We start from the raw sequence: 21,265 nt of genomic DNA on the forward strand, positions 1-21,265 counted from the left end.
GATTAGCCCGTCGTGCCGGTTTTTGCCGGTTGATTTCCCAGCCAATTCTCGATTATGGCCTGGAGATCCTTGGCGCGGATCGGTTTGGCAATGTAGTCATCCATTCCGGCCTCGAGGCACCGTTCCCGATCTCCTTTCATGGCATTAGCGGTCATGGCAACAATGGGGACGCGATTCCGACCGGGCGCAGGGTCGTGTTGCGACAAGCTTTCAGATTCCCGCTGCCTGATCAGACGCGTGGCTTCGAAGCCATCCATTTCGGGCATCTGACAGTCCATCAGAATGAGCGGATAACGGGATCGTTGATAGGCGGCTACGGCTTCTTGACCATTCGCCGCCACATCGGCCCGATACCCAAACTTCTCCAGCATCTTGGTCGCTACCTTTTGGTTGATGGGGTTATCCTCCACGAGCAACAGCCGGACGTGGCAAGGACCCTGGGACTCGGAGAGGCTATGTTTGGTAATGAGCGGAGCGGCAGTGCTATCGGTGGATTTCGACTGCGCGGCGCGATCGGAGAGAATCAGGCTGAGGCAATCCAGGAGTTGGCCTTGGCGCAGGGGTTTGGTCAAGTAGGCCGCGATACCGAATTCCTGGGCGATGATTCCGTCCCCACGTCGACCAACCGTGGTGAGGATGACGGTCCGAATCGTTGCGGTCGCCGGGTCGGACTTCAAGATCTTTGCGAGTTCAAAGCCGTCTCTATCGAGCAAATGCAATTCGATCAAGGCGGCGTCGAAGGGTTCCTTCTCTGCTGCGGCACGAGCCATCGCGAGGGCCTCTTGCTCGGTGCCGGCGCTGAAACTATAAATGCCGTTGGTCCGAAGGAGTTGTTCGACGGCTCGACGGGCGGACTGGTTGGGGTCAACCAGCAAGACCCGCCGTCCCCTCAATTGCTGCCATGAGAGCGGCTGGACCGAGTTCGGAAGTGAGGCCTCCGGCAGTTGTGCGGTAAACCAAAATGTGCTGCCTGTGCCGGGTGCGCTCTCCACACCGATTTCGCCCTGCATCTGGGCGACGAGTCGTTTGCAGATAGCCAGCCCCAGCCCTGTTCCGCCGAAGCGTCGCGTGGTGGAACTGTCCGCCTGGGTGAAGGCTTGGAACAATCGCTTTTGAACGTCCGGGGCAATGCCGATCCCCGTGTCCGTGACCGAAAACCGTAGCTTCAGGGGGCCCTCGCCCGGCACGCGGAGGACTTGGACGAAAACTTCTCCGGCCGATGTGAATTTGATACTGTTGCCGACCAGGTTTACGAGCACCTGTCGCAGGCGTCCCGGATCGCCAAACACCGCGTGGGGCAAGGAGGCGTCGACCAGACCGACCAGTTCCAGTCCCTTGCCCTGAGCCTGCTCGGCCAGTAGTTCGAGGGTGTCGTCGATCGTAGACCGCAGGTCGAAGGCAATGTTCTCGAAGGCCAACTTTCCCGACTCGATCTTGGAGAAGTCCAGGATGTCATTGACGAGCGTGAGCAGCGCATCGCTCGAGCGTCGCACCGTATCCGCAAAGTCCCGCTGCTCATCGCTCAGCGCGGTTTCGAGCAAGAGGCCGGTCATGCCGATGATGGCGTTCATCGGGGTGCGGATTTCGTGGCTCATTGTAGCCAGGAAGTCGGCCTTGAGTTTCGCCGCCGCCAGGGCTTCATCTCGCGCGTGGGCCAATTCGGTATTCTTGAATTCAAGGTCCTGGGACGCTTGAGCCAGCGCCGCTTCCGACTCTTTTCGCTGGGTGATGTCTTTGGCGACGGCCAAGATTCCGGTGATGACGCCGGCCGGATTCCGGAGCGCGGTGATGGTGAGCAGCACGATGAGCCGCCGGCCATCCTTACGGATGTACGTCCATTCCCTTTCGTCGTAGCCGCCCTGACGAGCATTTTCTACAAAGACGTCGAAGCCTTTGATCTGGCGCCCGAATTGGACCGTCAGTTCGTTGGCCCGCCGATCGATCTCAGCCATGTCGTGGAGTATGAGCGGCGTTTGTTTCCCGACCATTTCTTCCGCGGAATACCCGAGAAGGTTGACCGCACCGCGGTTGAAGGTGGTGATTCGCCCGGAGGTGTCCGTGGCGATGATGGCAATGTGGGCGGCGGCATCCAAAATGCCCTGCAGTTGAAGGTTGGCCGACACCAGCGCACGCTCCAGCCGTTTTCTCGTCGTGACGTCCGTGACGATGCGTTGAATGGCGGGCCGGCCTTCGAAGGTGATCGGGGCGGCCGAGATCTCGATGTCGATCGTGGTCCCATCGAGCCGGATGAAGCGATCCTCCATCGGTGAAAGCGCCTTCCCGGTGATGGCGATTTCCTCGATGCGAGCCTGAAAGCGCTCGCGGGATTCCGGCGGGATAAGAGAAAAAAAGTCCCGTTTCAGCAGTTGGGATTGGGTCGCAGCGCCGACGAGATGGAGACAGGCGCGGTTGGCGTACACGATGCGGCCGTCGCAGGTGACCAGCACGGCGTTGGGAGACTGCTCAACGAGCGAGCGATAACGCGTCTCGCTGGCCCGCACCGCTTCCTCCATCTGTTTCGCGGCGGTGATATCCTGAGCAATGCCTGCGAGACGGTAGGCCTGGCCGTGCTCATCCTTGATGGGAAAGCAGCGGTCGCGGATCCATCGGACGTCTCCATCGGGGCGCACGATTCGATATTCCTCGTCGTAGGGCAGTTCCGCTTGACAGGCGGCGGCAATTTCGACCCGCTCACGGTCATCCGGATGTACGTATTGGAGCCAGAGCCCAGGGTTGGCATAGAGCTCAGTGCGGTTGCGACCCCAGATGGATTCGAAGGCGGGACTGAGGTAGATCAATTTCTTCTTGTCCGCCGGTACGAGCCAAAAGGCGGCATCGATATGCTCGGCAAGTTGCCGGAATCGTTCCTCGCTCTGGAGAACCTCTTCTGTCATCCCCTGGCGATCGCTCACGTCGCTGACCATCGAGAGTACGTTGACGACGTTTCCCGCGGCATCACGCAGTGGAGTATTCGACCATTCGCAGATGATGCGTTTTCCGGACTTCGTGACATTCTCATTGGTGCTGTGAGCGGTCCTGTCGCCCGCCAGTAGCCGGGCCCAGATTGCATCGACAGGAGGCCGGACATCAGCAGGGATGAGACAGGCGGCGGAGCGCCCCATGATCTCCGCCGCGGTGTATCCGAAGATTCGTTCTGCGGCTGGGTTCCAGGAACGAACTCTGAAATCACGATCCCAGAGTATGTGCCCGAGGGGAAGTTCGACGATCTGTTGCCGGAGGAAATCCTCGTTGGCGCGGAGGGATTCCGAGGTTTCTTTCAGCGCCGCTTGGGTCGTCCTGTGTTCGGTGACGTCTTGGATGGTCCCGGTCACCCCGACGGGGGCGCCGCCGTCGTTCCGATGCACGATCCCTCGGCAGTGCACCTGCCGCACTTCCCCGGTGGGGCGGATGATTCGGCACTCGACGTCGTAGGGGGCGGTGCCGTCGAATGCCTGCTCGATCGCCTTCAGCACCCGGTCCTTGTCGTCTTCGTGGAGCGCGCTGATGAACAAGTCGTAGGTGGGCGTTACCGATTCAGATGAGAGGCCAAAGATTCGGAACTGTTCTTCCGACCATCGCAGGGCTCCGGTATCGATGTCCCATTCCCATGATCCCACATGGGCCAGACCCTGGGCGTCCTCCAGTGCCTGCCGTTGCCGCCGGAGCTCGTCTTCGGTTCTGGCTTGCGCCTCTTCGAGACGCTTCCGCACGCTGATGTCCATGTGGATACCGGCCGCGCGCACGGGCGTGCCGGACTCATCACGAACCAGTACCCGACCGGTGTCGAGCACCCATTTCCATTCTCCCTGTTTCGTTCTGAGCCGGTGTTCCGTGGAATAGGATGTCGTGTGGCCTTCGAGGTGAGCAGTGAGGGCGGCCATGACCCGGTTTTTGTCATCGGGGTGTACAAGGAGCTCCCATGCTCGCACATGGGGTTCGATCTCCTCGACCCGATAGCCGAGCATTTCAGCCCATCGTTGGTTGAAGGAGACTTTTCCCGACGGAATGTCCCAATCCCAGGTTCCCAATCCTCCACCGGTCAGGGCGATCTGAAGGCGGTCGGCCTGTGATTCTGCCGTCTGCTCCTGCACGGTCAGAAGCTTCTCGAGCAAGGCGATCTGGTTCATGAGCGTCGCGGCGGTATTGCGCGGCTCGAGACCTTGCGACCCTGTCTGGAGGTTTGCCGAGGCCGGGAGTATCTGTTCCGGGTGATCGAACGGGAGCAGGGCAATTTTGGCGCAGAGGGCCAGGGTTCTGAAGAGTTCGGCGGTTTGGCTGGTCACGGCATCTCGGCTGAACAAGATCACCGCGAACATCTCGCCGCTCGGGAGCGGGGCTCCGAACCCAAGGACTGATTTGATTCCGTAGCGACGGACGAATTCGTCCTGAGCAGGTACGAAGGGACTGCCCTCGGCTTTCAGCACATGGAACACGCTATATGCGTGCTCGCTGGAATCCAGCAGGACGCCCGCATCGCCCATCGTGATTTCCGGAACCGACAGGCCGAATTGTCTGAAGAGGCGGCTGAACATGGGCAGCTTGTCGACGGCCTCGGGGTTCTCAAGCGGGATCACCCGAAACCGGCTGGACAAGGCCGGTTCATTCCATCCCGACACGATGCCGGCGCTGCCCAGCAATGTGAGGCATTTCGTGTCGGGGCGGTCCGGCGCCTTTCCCAGACGTTTGGCGACCAGGGACTGCAACTCAGACGAGAGATGACTGTGGGGATGGGTCTTGAATAGCCGCACCAGCGCGCAGGCTGGGTCTCGGCCCTCATCCCGGATGAGGGAATTGAATAAATATTGAACGAGCCGTTGAGCGACTTGTTCGATTCCTGTGGCCCCCGCACCGAGTCGGCGAAGCGCGGCACCACAGGCGGTCATGTCCCGGAGCGAGAACGAGGTCAGTCGATACATGGCGTAGACACACCTGCAGAGGTGAAGGGGGGAACCTGCCGGATGTTGTTTCGGGTGATTGCGGTGAAAACTTAAGGCGTACCGACCATCCTGGAATGGAGGTCAGGAGAAGTGCTTGGAGTAGAAGGCCGCCGCTTGTGATCGCCTGCTGATGTGCAATTTTGTGTACACGCTCGCGAGGTAATTCTTGACCGTCTTGTCGCTCAACCCCAGTTCTGCGGCGATTTCCTTATTGGTTTTTCCCTGAGCAACCAGGGGGAGGAGCCGCTGCTCCTGAGGCGAGAGGGGGAGGTTCGTGCGTTCCGGCGGTCTAGTTGCCAGGCGTCGCAGGTAGGCGAAGGTATGGTGTGTGACACGGGGGTCGAGAAACGACTGGCCTCGCATGATGGTCCGCAACGCTTGGAGTAAAGTCTCCGCGCCTGCATCGCGGAGCACGTAGCCGTGCGCGCCAGTGGCCACGGCCGACAGGAGCGTCTCATCGTCAAGCCTGTCCGAGAGGAAGAGGAGCCGGGACTTGGGGCATTGCTCCATGATCTCCCTGGCGGCCTCGATGCCGCTGCCGTCCTCCAATCGGAGGTCGAGAATGACGATATCGGGACGCAGCCGCGCAATGCCCGAGAGCGCCTCGGACTTGGCGGTCGCTTCTCCGACAACCACAAAGTCTGGTTCGGGCTCGAGCAGCGTACGCAAGCCCACGCGTACGAGTTCCTCCGGATTGAGAATGTAGACCTCTGACTGCTTCTTTGACGTATGGCTCATGGATGAATTCCGCTCTCGAGAGTCTTCCCGGTTCAGTCGTATGATCCGCCCGCGCTCACCGTCGGGGTCGGTAAGACCTTCCCTTGGCGATCGATCATGCATGGCGTGGTATTCCCGGTTGAGGATGCGTGGGGGATGCCTCTGGTTGCATGTCTGTGTCCTGAGTCCCATGGAGGTGAACCGGGGTCGCCGTACTCAAGACGACGGTCAACTCAAACCGGGGCCGCCGTCTGAGCATCACGCGTCCGCCGATCCCTGCCACATGAGCGTCGATTTCGTCGATGTTGATGCGAGGCCCGGCGGTTGTCCTGTGGGTGCCGTCTTCGAGCAAGACGAAGCGGATATGTTGCTTGGCTGAAATCAACATCATGTCCAAGTTGCGCATGCCCGAACAGCGCAACGTGCTGGCCAGCAAGGAGCGCGCGACGCACAGCAACCGCCGGCTTTCCTCTTGTGTGAGGAGCGCTACACTGCGGGGGTCGACCGAGATGGTGACTCCGAGATTACCGAAGTGCCGTGCTGCGGCCGCCAACTGGTGGAGTTCCGATTCAAATTCGAATCCCGTGATCACGTCCGCTTCCAGCGAAAGAATGCGTTCCCGGACGCCCTGAATGATTCTGCGCATCTGCTTGCCGGGGTGGCCGGCCGCCTGCCGATCCCTGGTCTTTCCCGGGGAGAAGGTCGCTTCCAGTTGGTACAAGGGCTCAAGCACCTCATTTTGCAGTACATGGGTGAATCGGTCTCGATCCTGAAGCAGTTCCTGAAGCCGGGCATCCTTGGCACGCAATGCCTCGGTGAGCAGCCGATGCTGATCCTGCGCAAGCTCGGAGGCCGGCACAGGTTTGTGGCGTTGAGGAAGGCTCGGCAGCCGAACAACTGCGGCGAGTTTCTCCCGTGGTTCACGAGGCTTCATCAGAACCCTTCATAACGGTGGTCTGGCATCTCGCTCACTCGTCCTACGGCACCTTGCGGCAGTCCATCTCGATTCATGCCCTAGCAGTAGCACCTAAGGTGATTGTCTCCGGTTCCGGTGTCGTCGCGCACCTGGCGTAGCCGCCAGGTGAAATTGACCCTGTGTAGGGAGAACCATACGGTAGGCCCACGTATTCAAGGAGGTCTGTCATGTATGGGATCGATGCTGATGTGCCGCTGCCGTCCGGAGAACGTTACCGCGTGACTGTCTTGTCTTCTGCGGAAGAACTCGATGCTTCTTTCCGCCTGCGCCATCGGATCTACGTTGACTCATTGGGCTGGGTGCCGGCTTCGCCCGATGGGCGGGAAATTGATCAATACGACGGATGGGCGACGTCGCTCGGAGTCTTCGGGGAGGAAGATCGGTTGCTGGGTGTCGTGCGCCTGCTGCCGTCCTATGGCCCCATGATGATCGAACATGAATTCGCCGGGCTGTTCGAGGGAAGCTACAACTTGATCCGGGAACCGATCGCGAACGAGATCACGAGGCTGGCGATTGATCCCGGCGAGCGGCGTCAAGGCGAGAAGTCGAAAATCTTGCTCGCGTTGCTTCGGGGAATGTATCGCTGGTTGACGGAACAGTCCGTACGCTATTCATACATGGTGGTGGAGAAACGAGTGCTTCGCATGCTGCGAACCATGGGATTCCCCGGTCGGCCGCTGGGGCCGGCGATCGCCTTTCCCCCTGCCCATGCATTGACGGTTGCGGCGGTCTTGGACTGGAACGAGTTTCGAGAGCAAAATGCGCGGCTGCGGCCGTGGTTCCTCGAGTGGATGTCTGAAGGGGCTGCGCCGATCGCGAGGCCGCTCAACGTGCGGTCCGGGGCGGGGCGACAGGCCCTTCATGTCGCCTGTCAGGCGACATCGGCGGAGTTGGTGGTATCAGCGTTAGGCGGCCCAATCGGATAGCTGGTCATCGGCACTCCGGCGGATCAGCGTCTCGCCAGGAGGCCCTTCTCCACCGCATAGGCGACGGCCTGCGTCCTCGAACTGACGTCAAGCTTGTGAAAAATGCTTTCCGCGTGAAACCGAATCGTGCGTTCGCTCACCCCGAGGATGCGGGAGATTTCCCAATTGGTCTTTCCGTGGCGCATCCAGTCGAGGACTGTCTGTTCACGCGGGGAAAGATCTGAGCCGGCTGGCGCGATCACGGGCGGCGTGATCCGCATGATGGCTCCGTGGAGATATCTCGACAAATAGGACAGGGCGGCGTGATACCGAGTCGGTACGGGTTCCTTGTCGTCCGCGAAGGAAACGAAACTGGTAAGGCCCTGTGCGGAGTCGGCCTCTCCGATGGTCACGCCCGTGGATAGGCCGAACGCCCGTGCTTCCTCGACGAATTCTTGGCCTTTGAGCGAGGGGTTGCGTTGGTACGTATTGGTCCAGGCCTGGGTTTTCCCGCCTGAACGGATATGCTGGCGTAACACCGGATCCACGCCGGCATAGCGGTTTTTCAGGTATAGCATGATCCAGTCGGTGGGATAGCTCACATTGACGATCTTATGGAATCCAGGCGATGGCATGGCGGGATCGACCGTCAGGATTCCAGCGATCATTGCTCTGCAGGGTATATGGCGCTGAGTGAGTTGCAGCAGCGTGGTGACTTCAGATTCCGTCTTCGCATGGAAGGCGTAGTGAAAGACCTCCATGAAATTCAGAAGCTCCGTCTTGGAAAAGTCGGTGAAGGCCTGCAGGGGAAACCGGGGCGCATCTGTTTCGTTCTGCGGCTCCGTCCAGGCGGAGTTGGCCTGCGGAAGTCGGGGTGCGTTTGGTGAGGAGCTCGATGATGTGGGTGTGGGCGACCCTTTTCGCATGATTACCCTCCCGCCTCGGCGTCGTGCGCGTTCGAGGCAGCGACATGTGTGACTGGAATGCGAGTTCGACGCAGAACCGTTCTCCGAATCGCTCTGCGGGCCCGATTTCGGCCGGCACCGGCCGCGGCGTACGCAACCGGCGCCGGGAGAAACAAGGCCCGTGGGTACAGGTGCATGGTTACGACACACCAGTCAGCTCACCGGACCGAGCGTCACCATACCGGTGCTCGCAGCGGTCGTGGGTTGCGACGGCGGTGTCGACGCGGGATAAGGCCAACACGATGTTCTTCCCGCCGAATCCGAAACTGTTCACGAGCGCGCGACGCAGATGCGCCGGACGGCCTTCACCGGCGACGTAGTCCAGATCGCAGGCCGGATCCGGTGTGCTCAAGTTCAATGTCGGTGGAATGAATTGGTGTTCCATCGCCTTGGCCGTGCCGATGATCTGGAATGCGCCGCTGGCGGCAAAGGCGTGGCCCAAGGCCGCTTTGAAGGAACTGACCGGAATCTGGTAGGCGTGGCGACCGAGAACGGACTTGATCGTCTGGGTCTCCATCGCGTCCAACTCGACGGTGCCGAGCCCGCAGGCGTTGACGTAATCGACTTCTTCCGGGAACCAGTGCGCGTGGCTCAGCGCCAATTGCGCCGCACGTTGCTGATCCGATCCGGTAACGGCGGGTTTCACCATCGAATGCGCATCGCATGTGAACCCCCAACCTTCCAATTCCGCATACATCTTGGCCCCGCGCGCCCGCGCGTGTTCGTAGTCTTCCAGAATGAAGCTGCCGGCGCCCTCACCCAACACCATGCCGCATCGTGTTTTGTCGAACGGTCTGGGGAGATTGCGGATGGAGCCCCGTTCATCCGGTGCGAGTGCGCGGCCGGCGTTCATCGCCGCATACACGCTCGGGTGCAGAGGTGCTTCGCTGCCTCCCGCTACGACAATGGAGGACTGGCCGGACTTGATCCATTCATAGGCGCGACCGACGGCGTTGGCCGTGGAGGAGCAGCCGATGGAGTAGGTTTCGCAGGGACCGTGGATGCCCAGCACGATCGCGACTTCAGAGGAAATGGCATTGGGAAAGGTCATGCTCATCGTGAATGGGTTGACCCGCTCGTAGGCCGTGCGTGTCGCGGCGTCGTGGTATTCGAACGCTTCCTTCATCCCTCCGATTGACGTGCCGAACGAGACGCCGATGCAAGCCCGATCCTCCTGTTCGAGGTCGAGGCCGGCATCGCGCGAGGCCATCATGGCCGAGGCGACAGCGAACTGGGTGGCGCGTCCCATGCGGCGCACTTGCTTGCGATGCAGGAAATCTTCGGGATCGAAGTCTTCCACTTCGGCCGCCAGACAGGCTTGAAACGGCGTGGTATCAAAGGATCGGAGCGGCTTCACGGCGGATTCGCCCCGGCTGAGGAGATGCCAAAACAAATCGACCGTGCTGCCTAAGGGGGAGATGACTCCCATACCGGTAATGACGACTCGACGTGCTGTGTGCTGTGCCATAGTGCCCTCCTGTTTCTGAGGCATTGTGAAAAATTACCGTCAATGGCCATGCCACGTGTGCATATGGTCCCGATGGGCGTCCGTAAGGGCCGACTCGGGATAGAACGTCGCGTAGAAGTCCTCGTCCACATGGTGAGTTTGACAGGCGACGATCGACTTACAGGCATCCGCATGAGCCGGGAATCGTCCATAGGTGGCGAGGATGTACTCAGCAAAGGCGATGGTCGCCTCAACGGCGCGTTCGGAATGCCGGGGAACCTGAGTCTCCGATGCCGCCCGCCCCCAGGTGGCACTTCCATGCTTACGATAGACGCCCTCGGAGCCGAATTTGCTCGCGACCAGACCCTCCACCGCAGCCCGCATGGAAGGCACAAAGGGCGGAGTCGGCCCTTCCCAGACCTGCGGGAGTCCGACCGGGTTGGCGCGCAGCGGCTTGCCCGGCGGCACGACGAAATGGAAACCCAGCCCGGGATAGATGTGCGGTTCCATGCCGAGCAGGTGACGGCCGCTGCCGACGCTCTGGATACCGCCGCCGAGGCCGAGTGCTTGCTGCATGAGGGCGATGTGTTCGCAGATGATGCCTTGCTCTTGGATGGCGGTTTCGCAAATGCCGGCATCCAGCTCCCGCAGGCTGAACATGCGCCGTTTTGCGAGGTCGTCATGGAGATGCCCGCCGCGGCTCTTGCGGAATGCGTCCAGGCCGCAGCCGGCGTTGCCGTTGTCGGTGTCGACGACGAAGTAGCCGGTCTCCTCGCTGAACAGCATCAGCAGAAGATTCAGATACAGCTGGGCGATGTTGGTGACAGGAATGAACAGGGTCGTGCCGGGGCGGTTTGTGTACCATTGGTTGAACGGCAGCATGAACGGGGCTTCACGCGGGATCTCCATGCGCAAGTTCTGCAGTTGGACGACCTGAAGGTCCCACGGGTGTTCCGGCCCTGCCGCACCGCGGACGAAGAAGACGCCGTCATCGTTCGTATAGAAGAGATGCGTGGTGTGGGCTGCGCAAGGACTCGGGACAGTCCGGCTCTGGAAATTCATGAGGGCTTGGCCTTGGCCGTCGCTGTGGCCGGGGTGGCTGACAAACTGCATGTCGCCGAGGTTGCGCCCCGATTGGCCGACGGCGGCATAGATCAAGTAGCGTTCTTCCTCGCGGCTCAGCGGGACCGGCTCGTGTCGGCTTTCATAGGTCAAGGGTCCGGTGGGCAGCGTCATGCCACGGCCGAAGCGACGCGTCTTCCGTTGTTGCAACAGGTCCAGTAGGGTGAACGTGGCCTCCATTGTCGCGGGATGAGCGGCAGTCTGTTTCATGGGGTCCTCCTTCCGGGGTTCGTCGGTCCTCGCGGCCGGCCCGGGCTTGCCGTGCTGTGATGGTACGGGTGTTACGGAAACAGCGTGAGGAGACTCTACGGGAGCGTGGTGGTAGCGTCACCTACCCACCGGGGTAGGTGACGCTGCGTATTTCATTAGGTAGAAGGGGGGAATGCGTTGTGCTACGGCAGCGAAGGAATCGCTCCTCAACCGTCTTGCCAAGGGATGAGTGTGATGGTCTGCGGGCTTGGACGCGTGCCGCTGCGGCTCATGGTGAGCCGGCGTCACGGAAGCCCCTGACGCCGAGATTACTTGGACTGGTCGTGCGGAGGGCGCGGCGAACGGTCATCGCTGGGTGGCGATGAGGGAATCAGTCGATGCTGCTCCCCATTTTGCCAGTAGGCAATCGCGCTCCAGCGGTTTTCGACTCCAATCTTTTGGAAGATGTTCTTGAGGTGAAACTTGATCGTGTTGAGGCTGACCTTCAGGATGACGGAAATTTCCCAGTTCGTTTTGCCCGCGGCGACCCAGCGGAGGATTTCTTCCTCACGTTTGCTCAGCAGCAATGAGGGCCCCGGCGGTTGCTGCGGTTGCCGTACTGTGTTGCAGCGCAGATAACTGAGGTGAAAATGGGGCGTCAGGATATCTAGGAGCAAGCGCAGCTTTTGGGTTTGCTTTGGGTCGAAATTGCTGAAGGCGAAATAGGAGCAGCTGCCGTTGGCGCCGCGGACTCCGGCAGATAGACAGGTCTTGATGTTGAAATCGAGCTTGAGGGAGGTCACTTCCTTGGGCTCGTAATGCTGCGGCACATCGGCGCTGGACGTTACGGTCTGTCCGGATGTCAGGAGCCGGTGGACCGCCGGGTCGCTGGCCAGACCTTGGCCCATGTACAGTTGGCAGAATTCCTGTGGGTATGTGGAATGTCCAATTGAGGGATCGACACCGCGGACCAGGTTGACGGCACCGCAGCCGGAGAATTCATACGGGACGACCCGTTGTACCGCTGAAACCAGTTGCCACACGCCATCCGGTCTAGCCAGTGCGCGCGCTTCGTACATGATCTCCCCGAGTCGCTGGAACTCTTTGGAGGAGAACTCGGGCCGATTCATGCCGATCCCTCGAGGTACTTGGGTGGCGTTGGCGAACGGAGACGCCTGTGCTCGATCGTCTGTGAGCGTAAATCGGATGGAGGAGAAGGCCGGTCGTGTACGGCGGCCTGTCCTCTCGGGCGACACATGGCCGATCTCCAGCGCTGTCATTGTAGCCTCCGCAAAACTTCTGCATCTAGAGCCATTAGTCCCTAGTAGCGGTCGTGGCAGAGCGGCTCATGCAGGCCCACCGCAATACTCTGCCGATCGTTACCGTTGAATGCGAAGGATCGGTCCGAGCGTCAGCCACTTGGTGGGACCCAGGGCTGCCATGTGGGGCAGGTGACCGACGTACCAGAGGACTATGTCCTGCTCCTGAACGCTCTGATTGTCTTCGTCGTAGCCGAGTTGACCGCGCGCGCCGAAGATCCAAGGGCCGTCCTCTGCGGCGGTGGCCCGCCGGACGGCGATATCGTGATCGGCAAAACGGTCACGCTCTCCGTCCCCGGCCAGGGGTGGGTAGCCGGATCCCGGGAATATCCAGACTCCGTGTCCGGTCGGATGGTCACGTACGAACCACACACGGTGCGTGGAGGGGTTCTTTACGTCGTTTCGCTCGTTCGTGTACTTGCGCCAGCCAGGCCCCCAGCCCTCATCCGGGCCGCCGTCGTCATGGAGGAACACCTGATCCATGCCGTTGCCGTCGATATCGAAATCAATACGCCAATAGGGATGGTGATGGTGGTTGGTATTGCAGGAGAGCCCCCGACTTTGCAGCACCGGCCGAATCTCCCCATCGTCGGAGAGGTGCCAGGATTGATAGAGATGGTATTCGCCGATGCGTGCATAGACACCCAACTCCAACCATTTGACGCCGCCTTGTTCGGTAGTCTCAATGCAAATCTTCTGATTCCCGCAGTTGACGATTGGGACGAGGTCCTGCCATCGCAAGCGGTCCTGGAAAGGCCCACAACGGCCGCTTTCAGCGCGAGAGCCGAACCAGGTGAACGGGTTCCACCAGACCCGTTCCTTCACATACTTCACGCGAATGACCGGCAAACTGGCTTTGGACAGGACGAGTTCGCCGGCGTAGCGCACATCCCGCAACGCCAGACCGGTATTGTCTCGGACCTCCCAATCGAAACTCCATCGTCCCCAGTCGATGTGCTCGGATTGCGTATCAGCCAGTGCAGGCTGTCCATAGAAGAGCAGGAGGAGGAGAATGGCGGTACGTGCCAAGCGATACATGAGACCTCCGTTCATGAGCGCGCCGGTTCTTCGCCTGCGTCCAGGACCCGGTCTTCGGTGAGGTCGACGACGGCCCAGTATTTTGGGTCGCCGTCCTGGCCCTGGGAAAATGTGATCCAGATCACGCGGTGGGCAAAGCCGGGATCGTTCCGGAAAAACCCGCGGTCCGGCTGCATCAGCAGCCCGTGCCCTTCAAGTTGCTGCACCTTACCCGCCAAGCGTGAATCGGTTCGTGCCAACTCAATCCCGCGTTGGATGTCTTGCGGGCCTTCCGGTGGAAGATAGCCGTCCGCCCGCTCGACGCTAAGAACGCCGCTCTCCGTCATGCGGACGTCCACGGCGGTATTGTGGCTATAGCTGTAGTAGAGCAGTCGAGTCACCGAGGCTTCCTTCCGACAGCAGCCGAAGGAAACTTTCCCGTCCGGCGGCACGCGGTACGCCTCGACAAATCCCCAGCGCGGGCCGAGCAACGCGGCCACACGCGGATCGGATTCCGCTGCCCGGCGCAGGGATTGAATCTGCTGCGTGCTGAGCACTACGCCGGTGTTCGGTGTTCGTACAGGAAGTCCCGCCGCGACGGTTCCGGCCATGTTGGGTTTGACGTGACCGGCTGCATCGTCCGACACGAATTCGAGGCGGTGCGGCGTCGGGACCGTTGGCGGCAGCGTAGCTTTGGTAAGGGCGGTTTCAGGATCATTCGGGCCGAAGGGGCCGCGTGATGTGGCGTCCAGGCTGCACCCCGTCCAGATTGTCACTAAGGCCAGCAGAGCGACGGGGCTTGGCCGCATGCCGATCGAACTCATACCAGAGCCAACTTTCCGGCCACGCCGATGGCCAGTCGGGACAGTTGCGCGGCCGCCTTGATGACGGCCGCGCGTTTCTTCCGCGACGCGGTGTCGAGGATCGCGTTCTTGAGCAGGTCCTTGTAGCCGGACAGCTCATCCGGATCGAATGGAACCACCTGCGCCACGGTGTCGTTGTTGAAGGTGTTTGAGATCTGCACGTAGAGATTGGAAATCTCCGCCGAGTAGATTCCGCGGCGGAGCGGATCGTTCTTGTAGGTTTCGAACTTCTTGCGCAGGGCCGCTACGGCTTCGAGCAGTGCCTTTTGCCGCACCCTCGTCTCGTCCTGTTTGGCAATGGAAAATTGGACCGTTCCGAGCTGATCGATGAGGGTCGTCGCCTCATCTCTGGCCAGGTCGACCTGGTTGGCCAACTGCGAGATGTCGTCGGTTGCGGTTTCGGCGGTCTCCATGAGCTGTTTGATGAGGGTGTCGTTGTCTTCCAGGTAGGTGACGACCCCTTCGATGCTCGTATCCATCAGAGCCTCCCTTATGGTCCGTCTTCCTTCTTGAGCCGATCCAAGAGATCAACCAAGTCGGCCGTGAAAAGATGGGCACGGCCGACTGCCTGTGAACGCAGGATGCGGGCTCCGGAGACTTCTTCGAGGGCATCGTTCACGGTGCGCGAGTTGTTGAGAAGCTCCAACATTCGCTCGGACTGCCTCGGCGCCTGAGCCAATAGCGCAGCGACGAAATCAGGGTCCACGGAAGCCAGCGCCGTCTTATTGGCGAAAGTTTTCAGCTGAGCATGCAGAGTCGCGGTCTGTTTCCACGACTGATTCAATGCGCTCGCGGTGTCACGAAGGCCGCAGAAATCCTCATCGAACTGGTTCCACACCGTCTTCTCGAGCCCTTGGTAGTCCGCCATGTAGATTTGGCCGACGAGATAGGCTGCCGCGTAAGCGGAGTCGCCCTTCTTGGTGGCGATGTTTCGGAAAGAGGACAGCACGAACTGATGTTTCGCCTCGATCATCTGAAGCGATTTGAGGCTCTCGTGGAGTTCGGCGCGGGCCTTTTCCAGGAAGGCGATCCGCGCTTCCGTTTCCTTTTGGAAGAGATCGATGTTCGTTTGCGCGGCGTCGATCTTGGTGCCCTCGAGCTGAATCAAATCGCGAACCGCGCTGCTGTGGATCGAATGGCACCCCACCAGGGTGAGCAGGCAGATGCTCAGTAGGAGGGTCTGCGCAGTTCGCGCAAGCGGCCACATCTCCTTGGCGGTCTTCATGAGTCTCCTCATCGGCGCACCGCCCGGAGGGCGTCGGCCAGGTCCTGAATGTCGCTGCGAGGCACCGTGACATCCACGTTCAGGTATTGTTGCACCACGCTGTTGATGCGGCGGAGGGCTTCGACATTGTTTCGATATTGATCGAATGCAGTCAGGTCGAGCGGAGAGGCGCTGCTCGGCTTCGATGCGATCTGCTGCTCAATGCGTGCTATCAACCCCGGGAGCTTCTGCAGGAGGTTGCTCATATCTCCTGTGCCGGCCTCGAACAGGGTTTTTCCGTCTGGTCCCTTTCGATCAGGAAGGTTCTTGAGCCGGATGTCGTTCACCACCGCCATGACATCGGGGCCGAGTAGTTCAGCGTCGTCGCGGGCGATATCCCCATCCGCAACGTCGGTCAGCTTGGGATCGGTCGTGGCCCATTGGAGGGCGAGGTTCAAGGTGAGGCGTGTTTGGACATATCGATACCAGAGTCGATGCCGGGCCGTGACGTTGGAGACCAGGTCCCTGTATTGCTGCATCAATCGCTCGTTTTCCGTATAGGCTTGGTCCTTGGCGGCTAAGGCCTGCTTGACCTCGGGCGGGGTGGCACAACCGGGCGAGAGCAGAACGAGCAGGAGTACGATGTGAACGCACTTCATGAGGAAGCCTCCTCGTCTTCAGCAGAGTTCCTGCTCCAGACTCAAGGCAAGCGGCGTACCTGATGATGGGTCGGAGGACGGAATGGAGAATCGTTTGTCGAATTCAGATCAGATGAATGGAAGGTTGTGCTGTATCAGGATGCAACAGCGCGTAGGGAACGAACGAGCCGTACCCAATTCGATACGGCTGTATCCGGAGCAATACAGTCGGATCGAGCGGGTCAGTCTTGGTCGATAAAGTTTTCTGGTCCGGCGCCTGCGCCCGAGAGCGGATTGACGCTGGCGTAATAAGCGGCGGCTTGGGAGCGGCGGGTGATGCCTAATTTGGAGTAGATGTTTGCCAGGTAGTTCTTGACGGTCTTTTCACTGAGTCCCAACGCCTGGGCAATCTCTTTGTTGGTATGCCCTCTTGCAAGCAGCGGGAGCATCCGCTGTTCTTGGGCTGAGAGCAGATCGTGGTTCCGTGGACGGGAATGTTCGGAGAGATGCTTGATCCACCGCAGGGTGTGCTGGGTGACACGGGGATCCAACAGCGGCTCCCCGGCTGCGACGGTGCGGATGGCATTGACCAATGCGTCTGAGCCGATATCTTTCAACACATAGCCGCGTGCGCCTGATACGACGGCGTCGAGCACCGTATTGTGTTCCAGGTAGCTGGTCAGAAACAGCACCTGGGTTCGTGGGGACAGTTCCGAGACCTGCCGGGCCGCATCTACTCCGTTGCCATCGGGCATCCGGATATCCATGAGCACGATGTCCGGTTGCAGCCGCTGGATACCGGCCAAGGCTGCGGCGATGGTCGCGGCTTCGCCGACCACGCGGATTCCCTTGGTCAGGGAAAAGACCCGCTGTAAACCGACGCGGACGACCTCGTGGTCGTCGACTAGGTATAAGTCTATGGTCGAAGGAAAATGTCCTACTGTAGCCGACATATCAGTCCTCCCTCGGTACCTGCAGTGAAATGACCGTTCCCTTACCCGGAGCGCTACGCAAGGCGTAACGGGCTCCCAATTTGGCTGCTCTCGCCTCCATATTGCCGAGCCCACACCCTTTGCGGAGCACCTCCGGATCAAATCCGATGCCGTTGTCGGCGATATCGATGCGGATCCCGTCGATGTCGCGCTTCACGGTGATCGACGCTTCCGTCGCGCGGGCATGCCGCACGCTATTGCTGACTCCCTCACGGAGAATATTCAACACGTCGCTGTGGAACGCGACCGGAATCTGCTCAAGCGCGTCCGCGTCGCATTCCAGGTGAAAGAGGTTCGGGCGGCCTGCAGTAAAGGAGCCGATGAGATCCTGCAGCGCCTCCCTGAGCGTTTTGCTGGAGCCCAGATGGCTATTGAGTGATTGGATGAAGCCCCGCACCTCGTGCATGCACTCGTTCAGTCGGTCGATGCCGCGACTGAGCTGCCCGCCGGCGCGCTTGGCGGTTTTCGGCAACAGCAGTTTTGTGGCCTCGAATTCCATTCCGACGGCGTAGAGCGACTGCAACAGGCTGTCGTGCAGATCCTGGGAAATTCTGGTTCGGTCGTCGAAGGCTTGCCGTAACCGGTGCTCACTCTGGCGAAGCGCATCTTCTGCCTGTCGCCGCTCGATCTCACGGGCAACCCAACGCGCCATGAGAAGCAGAAAGTCCTGATCGGCCGGACTAAACGCATCCGCCCGCGGTTGGGTGTCGATGAAGCAAAGTGTCCCGACCGGTTGGTGGTCTACGGAGATCGTCGTCCCGAGATAGGCCTCGATCCCGAGCTGTTGTCTGGCCGGATGCCGGTCGAACGGAGACAGTCCGAGATTCGGCAGGTTCAGCGGACCCTGCCGCAACAGGGTGACGGCGCACAGGCTGTCCTTGAGCGGAATCATGCGGAGGGCCGGAACGGCGCCTTCCGGGTTGCGGACGGCCGTGATTTCCAGTTTGTCGCTCCGTACGCTGGTGAGCATGCCGACGGGTAAGCCGAACCGGCGTCGACCCAGATCGAGCAAGGCGTGGAGCTGGTCCTCGAACGCTTGGTTCGGCACCGACGTGATCTCATAAAGGGCGCGAATGGCCTGTTCGCTTGCTGCGAGGGCTTCCTGCGCGGCCTTCTGTTCCGTGATGTCATCGATGACGGCAAAGAAGGATTCCGGACGACCGTCTCCGTCATGGAGAAGCGTGGCATTGAGTTGAACCCAGGCGATGCCGCCGTTCTTGCGAATGTATCGCTTTTCGAAGGAATAGGTCATGCGTGACCCGCCGATCGCTTCCTTGAGCAGGCGCAGATTGGTGCCGAGATCGTCGGGGTGGGTCACGTCGCGGATGTTCAGGCGAAGGAGTTCCGACTCCTCATAGCCCAGGATTTCGGAGAATCGGGGATTGACCCGCATGAAATATCCCTGCGGGTCGACGTAGCAAATCCCGAGTTGTGTATTGAGGAAGCTGAGCTGGTATCGCTCTTCGCTTTGCCTGAGCGCGTCTTCGGTTCGCTTCTGCGTGCTGATATCTTCGCACACCACGAGCAGCAGCGGTGGCTCGTTCTCCCACCGGAGGACGCGGGTGTTTTCTTTGACCCAGAGGATTCCCCCGTCCTTTCTCCTTTTCCGCAATTCCCAATGGCCGATGGTATCCGGCGCGCTCACACAGGATTCCAGCTGTGCCCGGAAAGCGGCACGATCTTCCTCATGGATGACGAGGAACACCGGCCGCCCGACCAAGTCCTCCACCGAGTAACCTAGAAAGGCGGCCCCATAGGGATTCACGGAAACGACCGTGCCGTCGGCATTCAACGTGAAATACATCGTAGGGCTTTCGTCGTAGAGACGGCGATAGCGGTCCTCGATGGCCGGGTGTGCGGGAAACGACGGCGGCAGAGGGTGAGTGAATTCGTTGCGGTTTACTCCGAGGCGACGCTCAAGCTCCGCCACGTAGTGAAGCAATTCTTCGCGGGTAGGCGGAGGAGGGGATTCCGTGCTGGGAGACATAGGCGTGAGACCTTCCACGCGATGTACGTGCAGCTACTGCGAAGCTGCCCTCGACGAGACGATAAACTTTCCCATACATAGAAGAGAAAAGTCCAGTGCGGGGACTGCGGACTAAGGCATCACCGGATCTACTTGTGGCCCAGCCAAGGCCTGCCGGAGCGCTGAGACCGTGGATCCATCCAGGCCGGCCTCTCGAAGTTGTTCGTCTGTGGCCGCAGCGATGGCTTCGAGGCTTCCGAAGCGCTTGAGCAGTCGCTTGCGCCTGAGGGGGCCGACCCCCGCAATGCGGTCCAGTTCAGACGACAGAAGCGCTTTGCCTCGGAGTTTCCGATGGTAGGTGAGGGCAAAACGATGGGCTTCGTCCCTGACCCGTTGAACCAAATGGGTGGCCGGCGCATTGGCTCGCAACGGTATCGGGTTCTTGCGTCCCGGCAGGAAGATGCGTTCCTCCTTCTCGCCGCGTGCTTTGGCTAGACCGATGATCGGGATACGATCCGCTCCCACCTCTTTCAGGCCTTCCATCGCGGCGCTCAGTTGACCGAGGCCGCCGTCGATCAGAATCAGATCAGGCCGAGGCAGATTCTCCACGTGACCGTACCGCCGGATGACCGCCTCTTTCATGCTGGCGAAATCATTCGCACCCTCAACGGTTTGGATGCGGAATTTGCGATAGTCTGATTTCTTGGCCTGGCCATCTTCCCACACTACCATCGAGGCTACCGATTGATTGCCCTGAATGTTGGAAATGTCGAATCCTTCGATGCGGTTCGGCGCCGAGTCGAGTCGCAGCAATCGTTTGAGTTCCGCACCGGCTTGGCGGTCCAGTGCTTCGTTTCGCAAATGTTCCGCGGCCGCGGCCCCGGCGTTTTCCTCAGCCAGCAGGACTAGCTGGTGTTTGGCTCCCCGTTCGGGAGCGACGATCCGGACCGCCTCCCCCTTTTTCTCGGACAGCCATTGCTCCATCACCGTCGCGTCGCTTAAAGGCGTCGGTACCAGCAACTCCTTGGGAGGTTGCCCCTCCTTGTTATAAAACTGCTCGACGGCGGCCCGGACCAATTCCTCGTCGGACGAATCTGCTGATTCCGGCCAGAAATAGTCCTTTCGCCCGATCAGCAGACCGCCGCGGACAAACAGCAGCTGAAGGTCGACGGCGCTGCCTTGGCGGGCGAGCCCGATCACGTCTTGGTCGCAATGGCTGACCTGGGTGATCCGTTGTTTTTCCAGCGTGCGCTCGATGTTGAAGAGCCGATCTCGTAGGCGCGCCGCTTCTTCATATTCTTCCCGTTCCGCCGCCGCCTCCATCTCGCTCCTGAGGCTGTCCACTAGTTCGTTGTCCCGCCCTTCCAGGAATTGGCGGACCTGTTTGACGATCTGATGGTATTCCTCGCGGCTTTGGTTCCCGATGCAGGGGGCCATGCAGCGCTTGATTTCGAATTCCAGGCAAGCTCGATCGGCGGTGCCGTCGATGTCGATTTCGCAGGTCGCCAGCGGAAACACTTTGCGGATGACCTTCAGCGTGTCACGCAACGCGCCGGCCGGCGTATAGGGACCGTAATACAGGGCTCCATCCTTTTGTACGCGGCGGACGATGGAGAGCCGGGGAAAGTTTTCTTTGATGGGCAACCGGAGATAGGGATATTGCTTGTCGTCCCGCAGCACGACGTTGAATCGCGGGCGATGACGTTTGATCAGGTTGCTTTCGAGAATCAGGGCTTCCAGTTCGGAGCGGGTGACGATGGTTTCGAGGTCATGGATGTGGGTAACGAGCAATGCCGTCTTCGGACTGTGGTCGGCGCCCCGTTGAAAATAGGAGCGGACGCGGTCCGACAGCGACGCGGCCTTGCCGACGTACAGGATGTGATGGTCCCCGTCTTTGAATAGGTAGACGCCCGGTTGAGCCGGGAGGTGCTCGAGTTTGGACTGGAGTGTGTCGTTCGTCATGGGTCACACGAGAATCGAGACACAGGATACCAAGAACGGCATTCCC

Annotated in this window: 16 protein-coding genes; 1 reads left to right on the forward strand and 15 read right to left on the reverse strand. The window is 60.3% G+C overall.

From position 1 onward, the window contains the following. Positions 1–2: 2 nt before the first annotated feature. The 3 genes from KF814_09300 to KF814_09310 form a co-directional block, all read right to left on the reverse strand. Positions 3–4,916, reverse strand: coding sequence for a PAS domain S-box protein (locus KF814_09300; GenBank protein MBX3236336.1), 4,914 nt, complete (start codon positions 4,914–4,916; stop codon positions 3–5). 102 nt (positions 4,917–5,018) lie between these two features. Next, entirely contained in the window at positions 5,019–5,675 is a 657-nt protein-coding gene (locus KF814_09305; GenBank protein ID MBX3236337.1) for a response regulator transcription factor, read from the reverse strand. A 94-nt stretch (positions 5,676–5,769) separates the two neighbouring features. After that, entirely contained in the window at positions 5,770–6,588 is an 819-nt protein-coding gene (locus tag KF814_09310) for a hypothetical protein (protein ID MBX3236338.1), read from the reverse strand. Positions 6,589–6,797: 209 nt separating this feature from the next. On the opposite strand from KF814_09310, the gene KF814_09315 reads away from it, so the two are divergent. After that, positions 6,798–7,556: a GNAT family N-acetyltransferase gene (locus KF814_09315; protein MBX3236339.1), complete on the forward strand. Its 759-nt coding sequence runs from the start codon at positions 6,798–6,800 to the stop codon at positions 7,554–7,556. A gap of 23 nt (positions 7,557–7,579) precedes the next feature. On the opposite strand, the gene KF814_09320 is transcribed toward KF814_09315, so the two are convergent. The 12 genes from KF814_09320 to uvrC form a co-directional block, all read right to left on the reverse strand. Next, the gene (locus KF814_09320) at positions 7,580–8,461 is read right to left on the reverse strand and encodes an autoinducer binding domain-containing protein (protein ID MBX3236340.1); all 882 of its coding nucleotides are present in this window, start codon (positions 8,459–8,461) and stop codon (positions 7,580–7,582) included. 178 nt (positions 8,462–8,639) lie between these two features. Next, positions 8,640–9,968 carry a beta-ketoacyl-[acyl-carrier-protein] synthase family protein gene (locus KF814_09325; protein ID MBX3236341.1) on the reverse strand — a complete coding sequence of 443 codons (1,329 nt, stop codon included), beginning with the start codon at positions 9,966–9,968 and terminating at the stop codon, positions 8,640–8,642. Positions 9,969–10,007: 39 nt separating this feature from the next. After that, entirely contained in the window at positions 10,008–11,279 is a 1,272-nt protein-coding gene (locus KF814_09330) for a hypothetical protein (protein MBX3236342.1), read from the reverse strand. 308 nt (positions 11,280–11,587) lie between these two features. Beyond that, positions 11,588–12,538, reverse strand: coding sequence for an autoinducer binding domain-containing protein (locus KF814_09335; protein MBX3236343.1), 951 nt, complete (start codon positions 12,536–12,538; stop codon positions 11,588–11,590). 99 nt (positions 12,539–12,637) lie between these two features. Next, positions 12,638–13,615, reverse strand: coding sequence for a hypothetical protein (locus KF814_09340; GenBank protein ID MBX3236344.1), 978 nt, complete (start codon positions 13,613–13,615; stop codon positions 12,638–12,640). An 11-nt stretch (positions 13,616–13,626) separates the two neighbouring features. Then, entirely contained in the window at positions 13,627–14,403 is a 777-nt protein-coding gene (locus tag KF814_09345) for a hypothetical protein (protein ID MBX3236345.1), read from the reverse strand. Positions 14,404–14,414: 11 nt separating this feature from the next. Continuing rightward, complete coding sequence (locus tag KF814_09350) at positions 14,415–14,936, reverse strand: hypothetical protein (GenBank protein MBX3236346.1); 522 nt, start codon at positions 14,934–14,936, stop codon at positions 14,415–14,417. Between the two features lie 11 nt (positions 14,937–14,947). Beyond that, on the reverse strand, positions 14,948–15,682 hold the full coding sequence (locus KF814_09355) for a hypothetical protein (GenBank protein ID MBX3236347.1): 735 nt from the start codon (positions 15,680–15,682) through the stop codon (positions 14,948–14,950). Positions 15,683–15,690: 8 nt separating this feature from the next. Then, on the reverse strand, positions 15,691–16,320 hold the full coding sequence (locus KF814_09360) for a hypothetical protein (GenBank protein ID MBX3236348.1): 630 nt from the start codon (positions 16,318–16,320) through the stop codon (positions 15,691–15,693). Between the two features lie 221 nt (positions 16,321–16,541). Then, positions 16,542–17,252, reverse strand: coding sequence for a response regulator transcription factor (locus KF814_09365; protein MBX3236349.1), 711 nt, complete (start codon positions 17,250–17,252; stop codon positions 16,542–16,544). A 1-nt stretch (position 17,253) separates the two neighbouring features. Next, a complete protein-coding gene (locus KF814_09370; GenBank protein MBX3236350.1) occupies positions 17,254–19,278 on the reverse strand; it encodes a PAS domain S-box protein in 2,025 nt (674 codons plus the stop codon). 111 nt (positions 19,279–19,389) lie between these two features. Further along, complete coding sequence (uvrC, locus tag KF814_09375) at positions 19,390–21,219, reverse strand: excinuclease ABC subunit UvrC (GenBank protein MBX3236351.1); 1,830 nt, start codon at positions 21,217–21,219, stop codon at positions 19,390–19,392. Between the last annotated feature and the right edge of the window lie 46 nt (positions 21,220–21,265).

This window comes from Nitrospiraceae bacterium, from assembly GCA_019637075.1.
In the GTDB taxonomy this organism is placed as follows: Bacteria; Nitrospirota; Nitrospiria; order Nitrospirales; family Nitrospiraceae; genus JAHBWI01.

Coding starts and splice junctions, on each gene's coding strand:
- KF814_09300 (MBX3236336.1), bottom strand. CDS start 4,916: ATGTATCGACTGACCTCGTTCTCGCTCCGGGACATGACCGCCTGTGGT.
- KF814_09305 (MBX3236337.1), bottom strand. CDS start 5,675: ATGAGCCATACGTCAAAGAAGCAGTCAGAGGTCTACATTCTCAATCCG.
- KF814_09310 (MBX3236338.1), bottom strand. CDS start 6,588: ATGAAGCCTCGTGAACCACGGGAGAAACTCGCCGCAGTTGTTCGGCTG.
- KF814_09315 (MBX3236339.1), top strand. CDS start 6,798: ATGTATGGGATCGATGCTGATGTGCCGCTGCCGTCCGGAGAACGTTAC.
- KF814_09320 (MBX3236340.1), bottom strand. CDS start 8,461: ATGCGAAAAGGGTCGCCCACACCCACATCATCGAGCTCCTCACCAAAC.
- KF814_09325 (MBX3236341.1), bottom strand. CDS start 9,968: ATGGCACAGCACACAGCACGTCGAGTCGTCATTACCGGTATGGGAGTC.
- KF814_09330 (MBX3236342.1), bottom strand. CDS start 11,279: ATGAAACAGACTGCCGCTCATCCCGCGACAATGGAGGCCACGTTCACC.
- KF814_09335 (MBX3236343.1), bottom strand. CDS start 12,538: ATGACAGCGCTGGAGATCGGCCATGTGTCGCCCGAGAGGACAGGCCGC.
- KF814_09340 (MBX3236344.1), bottom strand. CDS start 13,615: ATGTATCGCTTGGCACGTACCGCCATTCTCCTCCTCCTGCTCTTCTAT.
- KF814_09345 (MBX3236345.1), bottom strand. CDS start 14,403: ATGCGGCCAAGCCCCGTCGCTCTGCTGGCCTTAGTGACAATCTGGACG.
- KF814_09350 (MBX3236346.1), bottom strand. CDS start 14,936: ATGGATACGAGCATCGAAGGGGTCGTCACCTACCTGGAAGACAACGAC.
- KF814_09355 (MBX3236347.1), bottom strand. CDS start 15,682: ATGAAGACCGCCAAGGAGATGTGGCCGCTTGCGCGAACTGCGCAGACC.
- KF814_09360 (MBX3236348.1), bottom strand. CDS start 16,320: ATGAAGTGCGTTCACATCGTACTCCTGCTCGTTCTGCTCTCGCCCGGT.
- KF814_09365 (MBX3236349.1), bottom strand. CDS start 17,252: ATGTCGGCTACAGTAGGACATTTTCCTTCGACCATAGACTTATACCTA.
- KF814_09370 (MBX3236350.1), bottom strand. CDS start 19,278: ATGTCTCCCAGCACGGAATCCCCTCCTCCGCCTACCCGCGAAGAATTG.
- uvrC (MBX3236351.1), bottom strand. CDS start 21,219: ATGACGAACGACACACTCCAGTCCAAACTCGAGCACCTCCCGGCTCAA.